At 67.1% G+C, this 16047-nt stretch carries 15 protein-coding genes; 8 read left to right on the top strand and 7 right to left on the bottom strand.

The features are described 5' to 3' along the window. Nucleotides 1–30 precede the first annotated feature (30 nt). The 4 genes from ACN20X_RS18565 to ACN20X_RS18550 are packed head-to-tail and all read right to left on the bottom strand — an operon-like array spanning nucleotide 31 to nucleotide 5951. Nucleotides 31–741: a protein-L-isoaspartate O-methyltransferase family protein gene (locus ACN20X_RS18565; protein WP_016447088.1), complete on the bottom strand. Its 711-nt coding sequence runs from the start codon at nucleotides 739–741 to the stop codon at nucleotides 31–33. Between the two features lie 43 nt (nucleotides 742–784). Continuing rightward, entirely contained in the window at nucleotides 785–4012 is a 3228-nt protein-coding gene (locus ACN20X_RS18560; RefSeq protein ID WP_473209722.1) for an efflux RND transporter permease subunit, read from the bottom strand. Between the two features lie 2 nt (nucleotides 4013–4014). Then, nucleotides 4015–5256: an efflux RND transporter periplasmic adaptor subunit gene (locus ACN20X_RS18555; RefSeq protein ID WP_392450542.1), complete on the bottom strand. Its 1242-nt coding sequence runs from the start codon at nucleotides 5254–5256 to the stop codon at nucleotides 4015–4017. After that, nucleotides 5253–5951 (bottom strand): TetR/AcrR family transcriptional regulator, encoded by a 699-nt coding sequence (locus ACN20X_RS18550; RefSeq protein WP_047473219.1) that lies wholly within the window; start codon nucleotides 5949–5951, stop codon nucleotides 5253–5255. The genes ACN20X_RS18555 and ACN20X_RS18550 overlap by 4 nt, the downstream gene beginning before the upstream one ends. 145 nt (nucleotides 5952–6096) lie before the next feature. On the opposite strand from ACN20X_RS18550, the gene msrA reads away from it, so the two are divergent. From msrA to ACN20X_RS18525, 5 genes are all read left to right on the top strand, one after another. Further along, the gene (msrA, locus tag ACN20X_RS18545) at nucleotides 6097–6633 is read left to right on the top strand and encodes a peptide-methionine (S)-S-oxide reductase MsrA (RefSeq protein ID WP_016447084.1); all 537 of its coding nucleotides are present in this window, start codon (nucleotides 6097–6099) and stop codon (nucleotides 6631–6633) included. A 148-nt stretch (nucleotides 6634–6781) separates the two neighbouring features. Next, entirely contained in the window at nucleotides 6782–7237 is a 456-nt protein-coding gene (locus tag ACN20X_RS18540; RefSeq protein ID WP_016447083.1) for a transcriptional repressor, read from the top strand. A 48-nt stretch (nucleotides 7238–7285) separates the two neighbouring features. Then, nucleotides 7286–7606 carry a hypothetical protein gene (locus tag ACN20X_RS18535; protein ID WP_016447082.1) on the top strand — a complete coding sequence of 107 codons (321 nt, stop codon included), beginning with the start codon at nucleotides 7286–7288 and terminating at the stop codon, nucleotides 7604–7606. A gap of 209 nt (nucleotides 7607–7815) precedes the next feature. Continuing rightward, entirely contained in the window at nucleotides 7816–8184 is a 369-nt protein-coding gene (locus ACN20X_RS18530) for a hypothetical protein (RefSeq protein ID WP_223275282.1), read from the top strand. A gap of 237 nt (nucleotides 8185–8421) precedes the next feature. After that, on the top strand, nucleotides 8422–10620 hold the full coding sequence (locus tag ACN20X_RS18525; RefSeq protein ID WP_473209721.1) for a TonB-dependent receptor domain-containing protein: 2199 nt from the start codon (nucleotides 8422–8424) through the stop codon (nucleotides 10618–10620). 35 nt (nucleotides 10621–10655) lie between these two features. On the opposite strand, the gene ACN20X_RS18520 is transcribed toward ACN20X_RS18525, so the two are convergent. Next, nucleotides 10656–11717 carry a tyrosine-type recombinase/integrase gene (locus ACN20X_RS18520; RefSeq protein WP_473209720.1) on the bottom strand — a complete coding sequence of 354 codons (1062 nt, stop codon included), beginning with the start codon at nucleotides 11715–11717 and terminating at the stop codon, nucleotides 10656–10658. 276 nt (nucleotides 11718–11993) lie between these two features. Between ACN20X_RS18520 and ACN20X_RS18515 the strand changes: the two genes are divergently transcribed. Beyond that, nucleotides 11994–12947, top strand: a complete 954-nt coding sequence (locus tag ACN20X_RS18515; RefSeq protein ID WP_047327331.1) for an AEC family transporter — start codon at nucleotides 11994–11996, stop codon at nucleotides 12945–12947. Between the two features lie 31 nt (nucleotides 12948–12978). Here ACN20X_RS18515 and pdxH read toward each other — a convergent pair whose 3' ends face one another. After that, nucleotides 12979–13626, bottom strand: coding sequence for a pyridoxamine 5'-phosphate oxidase (pdxH, locus tag ACN20X_RS18510; protein WP_017405177.1), 648 nt, complete (start codon nucleotides 13624–13626; stop codon nucleotides 12979–12981). A 52-nt stretch (nucleotides 13627–13678) separates the two neighbouring features. Here pdxH and ACN20X_RS18505 point away from each other — a divergent pair, with 52 nt between their 5' ends. After that, on the top strand, nucleotides 13679–14251 hold the full coding sequence (locus ACN20X_RS18505; RefSeq protein ID WP_034369173.1) for a nucleotidyltransferase family protein: 573 nt from the start codon (nucleotides 13679–13681) through the stop codon (nucleotides 14249–14251). A 2-nt stretch (nucleotides 14252–14253) separates the two neighbouring features. Here ACN20X_RS18505 and ACN20X_RS18500 read toward each other — a convergent pair whose 3' ends face one another. After that, nucleotides 14254–14820 carry a MarR family winged helix-turn-helix transcriptional regulator gene (locus ACN20X_RS18500; RefSeq protein WP_013802266.1) on the bottom strand — a complete coding sequence of 189 codons (567 nt, stop codon included), beginning with the start codon at nucleotides 14818–14820 and terminating at the stop codon, nucleotides 14254–14256. Nucleotides 14821–15063: 243 nt separating this feature from the next. On the opposite strand from ACN20X_RS18500, the gene ACN20X_RS18495 reads away from it, so the two are divergent. After that, nucleotides 15064–16047 (top strand): Bug family tripartite tricarboxylate transporter substrate binding protein, encoded by a 984-nt coding sequence (locus ACN20X_RS18495; protein WP_034369170.1) that lies wholly within the window; start codon nucleotides 15064–15066, stop codon nucleotides 16045–16047.

Raw genomic sequence — 16047 nt, 5'->3', positions numbered from 1 at the left:
TCCTGCGGGCATCGGCCGCTGCAGCGGGTTTCAGAACGTGAAGCGCGAAGGCTCTTCGAAATTGGCCAGGCGGGCGGTCACCACGTCCCAGGGCTGGCTCGTCTCGAACTGGTGGCCGTTCTTGCGCACCAGCGTGAAACGCATCATGGGCAGCTGGCCGACGATGGCCGCCAGGCGGCCGCCGTCGTTGAGCTGGGCCAGCAGGGCCTGCGGCACCTGGGCGACCGAGCCGCTGAGCACGATGGCGTCGAACTGGCCCAGGGCAGCCGCTGCCGTGGCGCCATCGGCCAGCTTGACCTCGGCATTGGTGATGCCGGCGCCCAGCAGGTTTTCGCGGGCCATCTCGGCCAGCTCGGGCACGATTTCCAGCGTCACGACTTCCTTGGCCTGGGCGGCCAGCAGGGCGGCCATGTAGCCCGAGCCGGCGCCGATTTCCAGCACGCGGTCGGTGGGCTTGATCTTCAGGTCCTGCAGCATGCGCGCCTCGATGCGCGGGGCCAGCATGCACCAGCCCTTGGCGGCGGCTTCCTCGGCCGGGGCGACCAGGGGGATTTCCAGGTCCATGAAGGCCAGGCCGGCATGCTCGGGCGGCACGAAATTCTCGCGGTGCACCTTGCCCAGCAGCGCCAGCACTTCTTCATCAAGCACGTTCCAGGGGCGGATCTGTTGCTCGATCATGTTGTAGCGCGCGTGCGCTTGGGCGCTGTGGTGTTCGGGCAGGCTGTTCAGGGGCAGGCTCATGGGGTATCTCCGGAGAAAGACTTGTCAGGACAAACCTTTGATTCTACGAGTCTCGCGGCAGGGTGGGGGCGCTGGCGGCGCCCTGGCCGGGGGCCGCATCGTGCTGGTTGCCGTTCCACAGGCGCCGCAGCCACTGGGAGAAGTCATCGAGGTAGCAATAGACCACGGGCACGACCACCAGGGTCAGCAGGGAGGAAGTCACCACGCCGCCGATCACCGACTGGCCCATGGGCGCACGCTGCTCGGAGCCCTCGCTGAGCGCGAAGGCCAGGGGCACCATGCCGAAGATCATGGCCAGCGTGGTCATCAGGATGGGGCGCAGCCGCACGCGCGCCGCCAGCAGCAGGGCCTGCTCGCGCGGCAGGCCGTCGCGGATCTGGCCGGTGTCCGGGTCGCTGTGCGGCCCGCGCGCACGGATGGCGAAGTCCACCAGCAAGATGGCGTTCTTGGTGACCAGTCCCATGAGCATGACCACGCCGATGATGGAGAACATGGACAGGGCCGAGCCGAACATCATCAGTGCCAGCACCACGCCGATCAGCGTCAGCGGCAGCGAGGTCATCAGCGCCAGCGGCTGCAGGAAGCTCTTGAACTGGCTGGCCAGGATCATGTAGATGAAGATGATGGCCAGCGCCAGGGCGGACACGGCATAGCCGAACGATTCGTTCATGCTCTTGGTGGCGCCGCTGAACTGCGTGCGGTAGCCGGGCGGCAGGGCGATGTCGGCCAAGGCCTTGCGGATGTCGGCCGAGACCTCGCCGCTGGAGCGCAGGTAGACGTTGCCGCTGAAGGCGACCTCGCGCGTCATGTCGCGGCGGTTGATCTGGCTGGGGCCGGTGCCGGGCGTGACGGTGGCCACCTGGTTCAGCCGCACGATGCGCATGTTGCCGTCGCCGGAGGTGGAGGGCAGGGCGAAGGGCAGGCGCTCCAGGTCCTGGGGCGTGCTGCGCGATTCGGGCGCCAGGCGTACCTTGACGTCATAGGTCTGGTCGTCGCTGGCGCGCCAGTTGCCCACGGTCTGGCCGGCCACCCAGGTGCGCAGCGCGGAGGCCATGGAGCCTACCGACAGGCCCAGGTCGGCGGCCGCATCGCGCCGCACGGTGATGTCGATCACGGGCTTGTCGGGCTTGAGGCTGCTGTCCAGGTCCACCAGTCCGGGAATGCCGCGCAGGCGTTCCATCACCACGCGGTTCAGGCGCTCCAGCTCGCCCAGGTCCGGGCCCTGCAGCGAGAATTCGACCTGTTTTTGCCCGCCCACGGGCTCGCGCTGGCCCACATGGGTGACGGTGATGCCGGGCACGCTTTGCAGCTGCTCGCGCAGCACGCCCGACAGTTCGTCACCGCTGCGCTGGCGCAAATGGCGGTCCAGCAGGCGTATGTAGATGCTGGCGTATATCTTGCCCTGGGCCGTGCCGGTGTTGATGGTGGCCAGCGTGTAGCGGACCTCGGGCAGGGCGCGGATGATGGCATCGACCTGGCGTGCCTTGGCCTCGGTGGCCTCGATGGACGAGCCCACGGGCGTGTTGAAGCTCACCGTGGTCTCGGAGAAATCGGCCTTGGGCACGAATTCCGTGCCCAGCAGCGGCACCAGGAAGATGCTGGCCACGAAGATGGCCAGCGCCGCCGCCAGCGTGGCGATCTTGTGGCGCAGCGCCCAGCCCAGCACATCCTGGTAGAAGTGGGACAGCGAGTCGGTGGCGCGCTCGAACCAAGCCGTGACCCGGCCCAGCGTGCGGTCGTAGAGGCTGCGGCCGTGCTGCTCGCCATGGGCGTGGATGGTCGGGTCGTGCCAGACGCTGGACAGCATGGGGTCCAGCGTGAAGCTCACGAACATGGAGATCATCACGGCCGCCACGATCGTGATGCCGAATTCGTGGAAGAACTTGCCGATGATGCCGCCCATGAAGCCGATGGGCAGGAACACCGCCACGATGGACAGCGTGGTGGCCAGCACGGCCAGGCCGATCTCCTGCGTGCCGTCGAGCGCGGCGGCATGCGCGTCCTTGCCCATCTGCACATGGCGCACGATGTTCTCGCGCACCACGATGGCGTCGTCGATCAGCAGGCCCACGCACAGCGACAGCGCCATCAGCGTGATCATGTTGATGGAGAAGCCGAACCAGTACATGAACAAAAAGGTGCCGATCAGCGCAATGGGCAGCGTCAGCCCCGTGATCACCGTGGAGCGCCAGGAGTTCAGGAACAGGAAGACGATGAGCACCGTCAGTGCCGCGCCCTCGATCAGCGTCTGGCGCACGTTGTTGACGGCCACGCGGATGGGGCGGGCGCTGTCGGCAATCGGCTCCAGCCGCACGCCGGCCGGCACTTCGGCGGCGATCTCGCGCAGCGTGGCGTTCAGGCCGTCCACGACTTCGATGGTGTTCTCGTCCTGGGCCTTCTGCACGGACAGCAGCAGGGTGCGGCTGCTGTTGTACAGGGCCACGGTCTCCAGCTCGCCCGCGCCGTCCTGCACGCGGGCCAGCTGGCCCAGCCGCACGGGCGCGCCGCCGCGCTGGGCGACGATGATGCGCTCGAAGTCCTGCGGGCGCTTCATGCGTGCGTCGATCTGCACCACGCGCTCCTGCTCGCGCGAGCGGATGGCGCCCAGCGGCAGGTCCTGGTTCTCGCTGCGCACGGCGTTCACGATCTGGTCGGGCGTGATGGCATAGGCTTCCAGCGCCTCGGGCTGCAGGTAGATGTTGATTTCGCGCGGCGTGGCGCCCACCAGGTTGACGGCGCCCACGCCGCGCACGTTCTCCAGCCGCTTCTTGAGGACCTGGTCGGCCCAGCTGGTCAGCGCGACGGCATCGGGCGCCTTGGCGCCGGCATCGGCCTGGGGCAGCACGGCCACGGACCAGATGGGCGAGCTGGCCGGATCGAAGCGCAGCACGCGCGGCTCCTTGACCTCGTCGCGCAGGGTGGGGCGCACCGAGGCGACTTTCTCGCGCACATCCTCGGCAGCGCGCCGGCCGTCGACATGCAGCTGGAATTCGATGATGACGACGCTGGTGCTTTCATAGCTGCGCGAGGTCAGCGCGTTGATGCCGGCAATGGAGTTGACGCCTTCCTCGATCTTCTTGGTGACCTCGGACTCCACGATCTCGGGCGAGGCGCCCGGATAGTCCACCGTGACCACGACCACGGGGAAGTCCACATTCGGGAACTGGTCCACCTTGAGTCGCTGGTAGGAAAACACACCCAGCACCATGAGGGCCAGCATGAGCATGGTGGCGAACACAGGGTTGGCCAGGCTGACGCGCGTGAACCACATGGTCAGCGGGCTCCGGGGGCTGGCGCAGCCTGGGGCTGCGGGGCCTGCTGCATTTGCTGCATCTGCACCGCCGTGCCTGCGCGCAGGCCGCCCACACTGCCGGCCAGCACCCTGTCACCGGCCTGCAGGCCGGTGGACACGGCAATCCAGGTGGCCCCATCCTGCGCGCTCTGGCTGCCCAGCGTGACCGGGCGGTGCTGCACGCGCAGCAGGGTTTTGTCCGGTTCGGACTCGCCCGCCGGCTGCAGCAGCTGCACATAGGGTTGGGGCTGGTCGGTGCGCACGGCGGTCAGGGGCACGGCCAGCTGTTCGGTCTGCCCCGTGACGATGCTGCCCTGCAGGTACAGGCCCGGGCGCACGATGGGGATGGATCTACCGGCGGCGCCTGCGTTGACCGGTGCAGCCTGCACACGCAGATAGACGGCCACGCTGCGCGAACCTGGCTGGGCGCTGGGGTTGATGCGTACCACGCGCGCGGGCACGGCGGCCACATCGTCGCCCGCGCCCTGGACCTGCAACAGGGCCTGCTGGCCGACCTGCACACGCACCGAATCGGCGGGCGCCAGCTGGGCCACCACCTCGAGCTCGGAGGGATCGACGATCTCCAGCACCCGCGTTTCCACGCCCACGCGCTCGCCGTCCTGCACCAGACGCTGGGCGACCTGCCCGTCCATGGGGCTGCGCAGCACGCTGTCGGTCACGCTCTTGCGTGCCACATCGGCGGCTGCCTGGGCGGCGGCCAGGTTGGCGCGGGCGGCGTCAAGATTGGATTGGGACGTGGCCAGTGCCGTGGTCGAGATGAAGCCCTGGGTGACCAGGGCCTGGTTGTTGTCGTGCTGGCGCTGGGCCAGCTGCAGCTGCGCCTGGGCCGCGTCGGCCTGCTGGCGGGCCTGCCGCCAGCGGGCCTCGACCTCGGTGGCGTCCACGCGGGCCAGTTCCTGGCCCTTGCGCACGCTGTCGCCCTCGCGCACCTGCAGGCCGCGCAGCTCGCCGGCCACATAGGCCTTGACCACGGCGCTGCGCACGGCCTGCACCACGCCGCTGACGGGCACGGTCAATTGCAACTGGCGCGGCTGCAGCTGCACCACCTCCTGCGGGCCCACGCGCACCGGCATCTCGCGCGGCTGGGTGGCCGCGGCAATGGCGGCCTGCTTGCTATGCCGGGTGGATGCGGCGCGCCATGCGCTGGCGCCGATGGCGATCAGTAAGGCCAGGCCGATCAGCCAGCCGGTGCGACGCTTCATGGTGTGGGCGGGGAGGTGGGTGGTGTGGTGGCTGCAAGGGGCTGGCACATGCCATGCAGCAGGTAGTCGATCTGGGATTCCAGAAACCGCTCGGGATCGAAGTCGCCGTGCGGCAGGCAGCCGCCCAGCGAATGCTTCCAGATCATCAGGAACATCATCGGGGCGACCACGCAGTGCACGGACAGGTCCAGATCCATGGGCCGGAACTCGCCGCGCTCCACGCCGCGCTGCAGGATGCGCCGGATCAGCTCATGGCCTGGAAGAACCACCTCCTGGTGATAGAACTGCGAAAGCTCGGGAAAATTACCCGCCTCGCTGAGCATGAGCTTGGTGATGCCCGACGCCTTGGTGCTGCCGATGCGCTCCCACCAGGACTTGAAGCAGTAGCGCAGCAGATCGGTGGACGGTGCGCAGTAGTTGTCGAGTTCCTCGCTCCACTCGCCGAAGCGGCCCGCGATGCTGTGGCGCACCACGGCCTTGAAAAGCTCCTGCTTGCTCGCGAAATAGAGGAACAGCGTGCCCTTGGAAACCCCGGCCCGGGCGGCGACCTCTTCGACGCGGGTGGCGGCGTAGCCCTTTTCCACGAAGAGGTCGAGCGCGGCTTCCAGCAGCTCGCCCGGACGCTCGTGCTTGCGGCGGCTGCGCTTTCCGGAAGGCTCGGCGGGGGCGGGTGAAGAGGCGGGGGAGTCGGTCACGGAAAATTAATGACTGATGGGTTAGTTATCGTAACCGCAGAACCGTTCGTCGTCACCTGGCTTGTGCATGGGCTAACCTGTAGGCGCAACGGCCTGCATGCATTGCGTGTGGTCATTTTTTCGATTTCTCACAGAAAAGGCGCATATGACGACTGAAACCATTTATCTGGGCGGCGGCTGTTTCTGGTGCACCGAAGCCGTTTTCGACCGCGTGCGCGGCGTGAGCGACGTGCAAAGCGGCTACGCCAATGGCGATCTGGACGATCCCAGCTACGAAGACATCTGCACCGGGCAGACCGGCCATGCCGAGGTCATCCGCGTGCAGTTCGACCCTGCTGTGATTCCGCTGCGCGACCTGTTGACCGTGTTCTTCGGCACGCACGATCCGACCACGCTCAACCGCCAGGGCAACGACGTGGGCACGCAGTACCGCAGCGCGATCTACACCACGAATGACCATCAGGCGGAGGTCGCACGTACGCTGATCTCCGAGCTGGCCCAGGCGGGCGCGTATGACGCTCCCATCGTGACCGAGGTCCAGCCCCTGGCCAGCTACTGGCCCGCAGAGGACTATCACCAGGACTACTTCCTGAACCATCCCAGCCAGGGCTACTGCGCCTTCGTGGTGGGGCCCAAGGTGCAGAAATTCCGGGGTGCCTTTGCGCGCTGGGTCAAGCAATGAGCCCAGGTGGGCGGGTTGTGTAAGCGGTTGTGATTTGCGGGCATAATGCAACTTGGTTGCGATAACGGTGTCCTGTCGCGCTCTGCAGCCCGCTCTTGCATTGCCCATGTCATCGCCGACTCCCTCCCCCTTGCTCTTGCCTTGCGGCATGCGTTCGACCCGCGCCACGCGGGCCGTGCTGGCGCTGTGGGAGGCGCGCGCCGATGCGCTGTTGAGCGAGGCGGATGTGGAAGCCGCCCTGCATGCCCAGGGCGTGCAGGTCAACCGCGTCACCGTCTACCGGCTGCTGGACCGGCTGGCCGCAGCCGGCGTGTTGCGCCGCAGCGTGGATGCGGCACGCGTGGCCCGGTACGGCAGGCCCCTTCAGGGCGCGGCCTGCGAAGGCGACGCCGCTGCGCACTTCGAGTGTGCGGATTGCCACAGCGCCTTTCGTCTGGGCGGCGAGGCAGGCGGGGGCGGTGAGCAACTGCAGGCCGCCTTGCTGCAATTGCGGCAGGCGCTGGCAGCCAGCGGCCTGCAGGGCCAGGCCATCGATGTGTCGGTGACGGGGCGGTGCCAGGTCTGCAGCGGCACCGGGCACTCCCGGAATGATCCGTCCGTGTGAGGTGGCCGCCTTTCCCTTTTTCTCTTGCATAGCCCTTCAGGATCTCGCATGACTTTTTCCCCCTTCCGTTCCGTTTCCCTGATCCTGGCCGCTGTCTTTCTGGCCGCTGCGGCCCAGGCGCACGATCACGGCCAAGACCATGACCATGCCAAGACCCCGGCGGACGCCAAGGCACAGGGTGGCCCGGTGCAACTGGATGCCCATGCCCGTGCCGACATGGAGCGCCACCGCTCGATGGCCAAGGCCCACGAGGCCGCCGCACAGTGTCTGGCGGCAGGGCGTGACCATGCGCAATGCCACAAGCAGCTGCAGGCCGACTGCAAGGGCCTGGCGCTGGGCAAGTTCTGCGGCATGCGCCATGCGCATTGAGCGCGGCATTGCCCGCCGTGCACTGCTGTGAGCAGTCGCCCGTCTTTGTGACGGGATGCTGGAACCTGCCCCGCCAATTGGCGCATACACTCTGCGCTGCCTGACCCGCTCCTGATTCATCCATGCCCTTCAAACTCCCGAGTCGCCACTCGCCTGCGCCCGCCTCACGGCTTGCGTTGCGCGGTGCCGTGCCGAATCGGGGTTGGCTTTTGGCCTGGTTGCTGGTCTGGTCCATCGCACTGGCGCCGTTGCTGGGCCAGATGCACCGTGTGGTGCATGCTGGCGGCCTGGCCTCGGCCACGGCCCATGGCCCGGTCGAGGTGGTGGCCACCTCCTGCGCTGCACCCGTCGACTGGGTGCACGCGCTGTTCTCGGGCCACGGCCCGGCGGACTGCCAACTGCTGGACCAGTTGCACGAAGGCATGGCGGGGCCACCGCCCGCCGTGGCGCTGCCGCCTTTCTGGGGCGAACAGGCCGAGCCCGCCCAGCCGCCCATCGTGCGCGATGGCCGCGTGCTGGCGGCTTTCTTCGATGCGCGTGGTCCCCCGCATCCCATCACTGCCCGCCTGGCGGCTTGAACCTTGGGCGGCGGCGCTGCATGCGCCCGCCCATTGAAGCTGTTTGCGCGCGCCTTCCTGCATTGCACGCAAGAGGCGCTGTGCCCAGGTTGGACAGATCCTGAATGCATATCCGATCGGATGGCTGCGTGCGCCTGCATGGCGCACCCCGGTTGTCCGTTTCCGACGCCATTTTTTGCAGCGCCCGCATTCCCACGTCCCCGGGGCCGTGGCCGGCCGCTGCCGGGAAGACCAGTGATGAGAGTGACAACAAAGCAATACCACCAGGACGCCAAGGTGCAGGGGGAGAGGATGAAGCTGCGCCCGCTGCTGCAGCAACTGCTGCTGGCGGGCGTGCTCGGCCCCGCGATGGCAGGGCTGGCCATGGCAGCAGAGCCTGCGGAGGCTGGAGTCGCCACCGCGCCCGGAACTGCCACCGGCGCCCAGGCGGATGCCCCGCGCAGCGACACGCCTGTGCTCAATGAGGTGACGGTCAAGGCCAGCGGCCTGGGCCTGACCTCGGCCGATATGTCCACGCCAGCCACGGTGCTGGAAGGCGATGTGCTGACGCTGCGCCAGGCCGCCACGCTGGGCGAGACGCTGGACGGCGAGCCCGGCATCCACGCCAGCCATTTCGGTGCGGGCGCAAGCCGCCCCATCATCCGCGGCATGGACGGCCCGCGCGTGCAGATCCTCAGCGATGGCTCGGAGCTGCATGACGCCTCCACCATCAGCCCCGACCATGCCGTGGCCAGCGAGCCCATGCTGGCCACGCAGATCGAAGTGCTGCGCGGCCCTTCGGCGCTGATCTACGGCGGCGGCGGTGCCATGGGCGGCGTGGTCAACATCCTGGACGACAAGATCCCCACGTCCATTCCCAAGAACGGCATCACGGGCTCGGCCCAGCTGCGCGGCAGCACGGGCGCGGGCGAGACGGCCGGCGCGTTCTCGCTGACGGGCGGCGCGGGCCAGTTGGCCATCCATGCCGAGGGCATGGCGCGCGATGCCGGCGACTACCGCGTGGGCAGCGGCTGGGCGCCCAACGGCCAGTCGCAGGGGCGCGTGGGCGGCAGCTTCAACCGCACGGATACGGGCAGCCTGGGCCTGTCCTGGATCGGCACGCAAGGCTACCTGGGCCTGGCCTACACGCGCCAGACCGCGCGCTATGGCCTGCCGGGCCACAACCACAGCTTCGAGGGCTGCCACACCCATGGCGACCATCTGCACTGCGGCGGCCATGACCACGGCGACGAGGACGGACATGACCATGGCGACGAAGAACACGATCACGACCATGGCAGCGTGCCGGTGGTCGACCTCAACAGCGAGCGCTGGGATCTGCGCGGCGAATGGCGCAATCCGACGGCAGGCATTGCGGCGTTGCGCGTGCGCGGCGGCTGGACCGACTACCGCCATGACGAGATCGAGGACGGCCAGGTCTCGACCACCTTCAAGAACCGCGCCCATGACCTGCGCGTGGAGGCCGAGCTGGAGCCCATCGCCGGCTGGCGCGGCGTCATCGGCCTGCAGACCGTGCAGCGCAAATTCAGTGCCGAGGGGGAGGAGGCCTATGTGCAGCCCACCGAAACCCGCCGCAACAGCATCTACCTGCTGGAGGAATACCGCTGGCAGGACTGGCGCTGGCAGGCTGCGCTGCGCCATGAGCGCCAGACCGTGGATGCCCAGCAAAGCGGCATCTCGCGCAGCCACAGCGGCACATCGTTCTCGCTGGGCTCGGTGTGGAAGTTCACCCCGGGCTACAGCCTGTCGGCCTCGCTGACGCAGGGCAACCGCCTGCCCACGGCCGAGGAGCTGTATGCCAATGGCCTGCACATGGCCACATCCACCTATGAGCGCGGCAATCCCGACCTCAAGCGTGAACGCTCCCAGGCACTGGACATAGGCCTGCGCAAGACCTCGGGGGACACCACGTTCAGCGTCAATGCCTTCCACCATCGCGTCAAGGGCTATATCTATGGCGCCACGCTGGACGAGCATGACGGCCTGCAACTGCTGCAGTACACCCAGGCCGACGCACGCTTCACCGGCGTGGAGGGCCAGGTGCGCCAGAAGCTGTCGCGCCAGTGGGGCGTGACCCTGTTCGGTGACGCCGTGCGTGCGCGGCTGGAAGACGGCTCCGCCTTGCCGCGCATTCCCGCGGCGCGCGTAGGCCTGCGCGTGGACACCTTCTACAAGGGCTGGGATGCCCAGGCCGAGTGGGTGCAGGTGCTGCGCCAGAACCGTGTCACCGCCTACGAGACCGAGACGGACGGCTACGGCATGCTCAACCTCTCGGCCAGCTACACGCTGCGCACCTCGGGTGGCACGCCCTGGCAGTTCTTCATCAAGGGCAACAACCTGACCAACCGCCTGGCCTTCGCCCACACCTCGTTCATCAAGAACGCTGCGCCGCTGATGGGGCGCAATATCACCGTGGGCGTCAAGGTGTCGTTCTAAGGCGGGTTGCCCGCGCTGCGCTCCCGCGCCGTCTGCTACAGGTAATGCTGCAGATGGCGCAGGGCGCGTGCGCTGTCGACGCCTATCCACTGCACCACTTCGGTCTCGGCACGGCCCGCGCGCAACCACTGCACGATGGCCGTGTTGCGCAGCACCTGCGGCCCGACTCGGTGCAGCGGCGCCTTCTGGGCAGAAGCGGGTTGGGCCGCATGGGCACGCTGTATCAGCTGCGAGGCCACATGGAACAGCACGCGCACCGACAGCGGCTGCCCCTCGCGCGAGTAAAAGACCGGGGCGTCGGGCTGAACGGCCTCGGGTCCGCGCTGGCCGGCGCTGAAGCCTTTCCAGTCCTGCAGCGCCTTCATCACCGTTTCCGACAGATCCAGCGTGCGCTGCTGCGCGGCGCGTGCGCCATCGATATGCAATTGACAAGGAAGGCCATTGCCTGGTCCGGCGCATTGCACATCGCGCCAGCACAGGCCGCGCACCTCCTCGGGCGCCAGCGCCAGTTCGTACAGCAGCAGCAAGATGGCGCGGTCGCGCGCTGACTGAAAGCCATCTGCCACCGGAATGTGGCGGGGCAGGGCATTCCACAGCGGAGCGGGAAGGCAATGGCCCTGGCCGTCTTCGGCTGGGGGACGCTCCTGCGGAGCCAACCCTGCGGCGGGATTGGCGCTGACCCAGCCGTGGTCCAGCGCATGGTCGTAGATGCGCTCCAGCAGGCGCCAGTAGCGCCTGCGCGTGACCTCGCTGATGCGGCGGCCGGGCTGGTGGCCCGACAACTGGCCTTCGCGCGGGCGCAGGAAATTCTGGACATCCACGGCGGTGGCCTGTTGCCAGGCGCGGGCCTTTGCATTGACTTTGCCTTTCGGCGTGGTGGGGGAGGGGGAACTTTCTTTGGCTGGGATGCCCGCATCGCCCAGGCTGCGCAGCCAGGCACGCCATACCTTTTCGTAGCCGCTGTCGGGCGCCGTGTCCAGGGCATCCCAGCCCTTGGTGCCCTCGGTTTCCAGCCAATGCCGGAACAGGGCCAGTCCGTCGGGGACAGTGGACGGCGGCTTGCCGGCAGCGGGTGCCTGGGATGGTGATGAAGTCATGGGCGTCGAGAGCAAAACGAATCAACCAATAGGGATGTTCAATGTAACTTACATGAAATTGAGTGGCAACCTTGTTATCGACTGATGAATGTCAGTGGCTACAAGTCGCCAGAAAAGAGGGCTGTTCGGCATGAATCTGAGCCTTGGCACGTCCGTGGAGGCTGGCCGGGCCTTCGAGGCCCGGGACGATGCCTGAACGAGGCAGGGCCGGGTCTGCGGCGCATAATCTGCGCGCGCCGCAAGCCTGCGCAGGCGCAGCTTCCCGGTCCTGCTTCAGTGAACTCTCCCGTCTTTGCCTCCCTCATCCCTGTCATTCTTTGCATAGGCGCGGGCTTTCTTGCCGCCCGGCTGGCCTGGGTGCGTGCCACCGCCATCAAGGATTTGTCCAACCTTGTGTTTCTGGTGCTTACGCCAGCGCTGCTGTTTCGCACCATGGGTGCGGTGCGGGTACAGGAGCTGGACTTTCAGCCCGTGGCCCTGTATTTCCTGGCGACTGCGCTGATCTTCGTGGTGTCCATGGTGCTGGGCGGCTTTTCCACGCGCTCGGCCGCGCGGGGGCTGGCCAATATGTTCAGCAACACCGTCATGATCGGCGTGCCGCTGGTGGGGCTGGTCTACGGGGAGGAAGGGCTTGTCACGTTGTTCACCCTGGTCTCGCTGCATGCGCTGATCCTGCTGACCGCAGCCACCATCGTGTTCGAGCTGGCCGAGGCCCACGAGCGCCAGCGCTGCGGCCAAAGCGCACCGCGCCCCATGTGGCGCACGGTGCTGCAGGCCGTGCGCAACGGCATCGTGCATCCTGTGCCGCTGCCCATACTCGCTGGCTTGCTGTTCGCTCAGACTGGGCTGGTGCTGCCCGAAGTGGTGGACCGGTCCCTGCAGGTCCTGGGCCAGGCGCTGGGCCCCATGGCGCTGCTGTTGGTCGGCGTGACCCTGGCCTACACCAGGGTGGGCCAGAACTTGCGAGAGGCTGCTGGCATCGCGCTGGTCAAGAACCTGGTGCATCCGCTGCTGCTGCTTGCGCTGGCCTGGGCCTTCGGTCTGGGCGGCCTGCCGGTGGTCGTGATGTTCACGGCGGCTGCATTGCCCGTGGGGGCCAACGTGTTCCTGTTCACGCAGCGCTATGGCGTGATGCAGGAGGAGGTGTCCGCCAGCATCGCGGTGTCCACTGCGCTGGCCTTGCTTACCGTGCCGCTGATGCTGTGGCTGGCCCAGCGCCTGCCGGGCTGATGGGTTTCAGCAGCGCCAGCAATCCGGGGGATCAGGGCGCCAGGCGCTGGCGCAGCCAGGTTCCAGCTTCAAGCTGGTAGCAAAGGCGGTCGTGCAACCGGCTCTTGCGGCCTTGCCAGAATTCCCAGCGCTCGGGTACCAGCCTGAATCCGCCCCAATGTGGCGGGCGTGGCGGGTTCAGCAGGAACTGCGCGCCGTACTTGGCCGCATTGGCCACCAGTACGCTGCGCCCGCTGATGACCTGGCTTTGCGGGCTGGCCCAGGCGCCAATGCGAGAGTCCAGCGGGCGGCTGTTGAAGTAGGCGTCGCTTTCGGCCTCGCTGACTTTTTCCACGCGGCCCTCGATGCGCACCACGCGCTCAAGCTCCACCCAGTGGAACTGCAGCGCGGCAAAGGGGTTGCCCGCCAGTTGCTGGCCCTTGCGGCTGTCGTAGTTCGTGTACCAGACCAGGCCGCGCTCGTCATAGCCCTTGATGAGCACGATGCGTGTGCTGGGCCGCAGGTCGCCGCCCACGGTGGCCAGCGTCATGGCATTGGGCTCGGGCACCTGGGCGCTCAGGGCTTCCTGCAGCCATTGGTCAAACTGCTGCAGCGGATCGGCCAGGGAGGCCGATTCGCTGAGTTCCGCGCGCTCGTAGCTTTTGCGCAGATCGGCGATCGAGGTGGAAATGCTGCTCATGGCCTGCATTGTGCCTGCGCCCGACCTCCCATTTGCTGCGCTAGAGTTGCGCATGCTCAGAGACTTCAAAGGCCGGCCTTGCGTGCTCATCCTCGCCTCGGGCCGTGGCGAGCGTTTCCGCGCGTCGGGCGGCGCCATGCACAAGCTCGCCGCGCCGCTGGGCGGCAGCACCGTGCTGGAACACACACTGGCCGCCGTCCGCGCCAGCGGCCTGCCCTGGCATCTGGAAGATGCGGGCCACCCCGGAATGGGCGATTCGCTGTCTGCGGCCGTGCGTGCCACAGCCGATGCGCCAGGCTGGCTGGTCTTGCCGGCCGATCTGCCGCTGGTGAGTCCACAGACCTTGCTGAAAGTGGCCGATGCATTGCATGCGGGGGCCCGAGCCGCCCAGCCTGTCCATCAAGGCGAGCGTGGACATCCCGTGGGTTTCGGCGCCGCATGCGGCGCGGCGCTCATGGCGTTGAGCGGAGAGAAGGGCGGGGCGCCTGTGCTGAAGGCGCTGCGCGAAGCCGGACATGTGGTTCAGGTCGATGTGGACGATGCTGGTGTGCTCACCGACATCGATACGCTGGACGATCTGGCGCGCGCTGAGGTGTTGCTGCAGAACCGGCCTGAAGTGGGCTGAATTCAGGCTTCGCCGTCTGCCGTAGCGGGGCCGCCTTCGGTCGCTGGGTCGGCTTGGCTGCCTTGGCAATAACCGCGCAGTTTGAGCAAGGCCCGATACATCACCTCCCGTTCCTCCTGCGTCAGCGCTAGCAGAGCAGCGGCCTGGTGTTGTCGGGCCACGGGCATCACCTCGTCATGCAATTGCCGGCCCGCAGGCGTGATGGAGCACAGGATCTTCTTGCGTGGAGTGGAGCCTTGCGCCAGCAGGGCCACCAGGCCGCGTTCCTCGAGCAGCCGCAGCGCCCGGCTCACCAGGGCCTTGTCCGAAGTGGATTGCACCACCAGCGCGCTGAACGGCAACTCGCCTGCATGCGCGACAAGGGCCAACAGCCGCCACTCCGAAACCGTCAAGCCCGCCGTATCGGCATAGGGCACGGTGATGGTGCGCCGCAGCGCATTGCCCACCTGGCTCATCAGCGTGGTCAGAAAGGCATCGACGGTCAGGCTGCTGCCTGCCTCGTCAAGGTGGGTCCAGGGATTGCCTGCGGGCGTGCTGGGCACAGGGAGAGGAGAAGGTGGGATGGACATGTTCCCATCAATTGTTTCACAGGCTGCCTGACGTTTGTCTTGTGGAATTTCTTTAGAGAAATCAATAGAGGTCAATCGGTGTTTTCAGTAAGTTGATTCATCAACTTGCCGGAGAAAATCGTCATTGATTCTTTTGAGGATCAATGTTTCATGGGTGAATTTTATGAATTCACCCCATAGCCAGCCCCAGCTGCCATGCCCGTATCTGACCGATGCATGTCCGCGCTTTCAAAGGAGCCAGTGATGACCCCCCATCGTCGGCAAGGCCTGACCATTGCAGCATTGGCTTTTGCCACCGCTGTCTGTGGTCCGGCATTTGCACAGGACTACCCCGCCAGGCCGATCACCGTGGTGGTCGCCTATCCCGCAGGTGGTGACACGGACGCCATGGCGCGCCTGTTCGCCGAAAAGCTCACGGTGCGTCTGCGCCAGCCCGTGGTGGTGGACAACCGGCCCGGGGCGGGCGGCACCGTGGGCAACAACCTGGTTGCGCGGGCCGTGCCCGATGGCTACACGCTACTGTTCACGCCCAACCCCTTCACCATCGCCCCCATGGTGATGAGGCTCCCTACTGCCGCGACCTATGACCCCTTGAGAGGTTTCACCCCCGTGGTGCAGACCGCCAGCCAGGCCGTGCTGCTCGTGGCCCATCCCTCCACGGGATTCAAAAGCGTGGCCGACATGGTGGCTGCGGCCAAGGCCGGCAAGACGCTCAGCTACGCCAGTCCCGGCGCAGGCTCGCCCATGCACATAGGTGCCGAGTGGCTGAACCGCGCTGCCGGAGTGAGCATTCAGCATGTGCCCTATCGCGGCGTGGCACCGGCCGTCAACGATGTGGCAGCGGGCCATGTAGGACTGGCCTACGTCACGCTGGGGCCGGTGGCCCAGTACATCCAGGCGGGCAAGCTGCGCGCGCTGGCCGTGACCGACCCGAAGCGTTCGCCCCTGCTGCCCGATGTGCCTTCGCTGGCGGAACTGGGCTACAGGGACATCGCCGCGGGTGCCTGGAATGGCTTCTTCGCGCCCAAGGGCACGCCGGCCGCCGTGGTGCAGACCTTGAACACCCATCTCAACGAGATCCTCAGGATGCCGGAGGTGGCGGCAAAGATGGCCACCTTCGGTGCCGTGCCCGTGGGCGGGTCGCCGCAGGTGCTGGCCGATGTCAACGCTGCCGACTACGAGCGCCTGGGCAAGGTGATCCGCGAACTCGGCATCACCGCTGAATGA

The organism is Delftia sp. PX-1, assembly GCF_055797465.1.
This window is presented reverse-complemented; position numbering and strand designations above follow the sequence as displayed.

Coding starts and splice junctions, on each gene's coding strand:
- ACN20X_RS18495 (WP_034369170.1), top strand. CDS start 15,064: ATGACCCCCCATCGTCGGCAAGGCCTGACCATTGCAGCATTGGCTTTT.
- ACN20X_RS18565 (WP_016447088.1), bottom strand. CDS start 741: ATGAGCCTGCCCCTGAACAGCCTGCCCGAACACCACAGCGCCCAAGCG.
- ACN20X_RS18500 (WP_013802266.1), bottom strand. CDS start 14,820: ATGTCCATCCCACCTTCTCCTCTCCCTGTGCCCAGCACGCCCGCAGGC.
- ACN20X_RS18540 (WP_016447083.1), top strand. CDS start 6,782: ATGCGTTCGACCCGCGCCACGCGGGCCGTGCTGGCGCTGTGGGAGGCG.
- ACN20X_RS18555 (WP_392450542.1), bottom strand. CDS start 5,256: ATGAAGCGTCGCACCGGCTGGCTGATCGGCCTGGCCTTACTGATCGCC.
- pdxH (WP_017405177.1), bottom strand. CDS start 13,626: ATGAGCAGCATTTCCACCTCGATCGCCGATCTGCGCAAAAGCTACGAG.
- ACN20X_RS18520 (WP_473209720.1), bottom strand. CDS start 11,717: ATGACTTCATCACCATCCCAGGCACCCGCTGCCGGCAAGCCGCCGTCC.
- ACN20X_RS18525 (WP_473209721.1), top strand. CDS start 8,422: ATGAGAGTGACAACAAAGCAATACCACCAGGACGCCAAGGTGCAGGGG.
- ACN20X_RS18535 (WP_016447082.1), top strand. CDS start 7,286: ATGACTTTTTCCCCCTTCCGTTCCGTTTCCCTGATCCTGGCCGCTGTC.
- ACN20X_RS18560 (WP_473209722.1), bottom strand. CDS start 4,012: ATGTGGTTCACGCGCGTCAGCCTGGCCAACCCTGTGTTCGCCACCATG.
- msrA (WP_016447084.1), top strand. CDS start 6,097: ATGACGACTGAAACCATTTATCTGGGCGGCGGCTGTTTCTGGTGCACC.
- ACN20X_RS18505 (WP_034369173.1), top strand. CDS start 13,679: ATGCTCAGAGACTTCAAAGGCCGGCCTTGCGTGCTCATCCTCGCCTCG.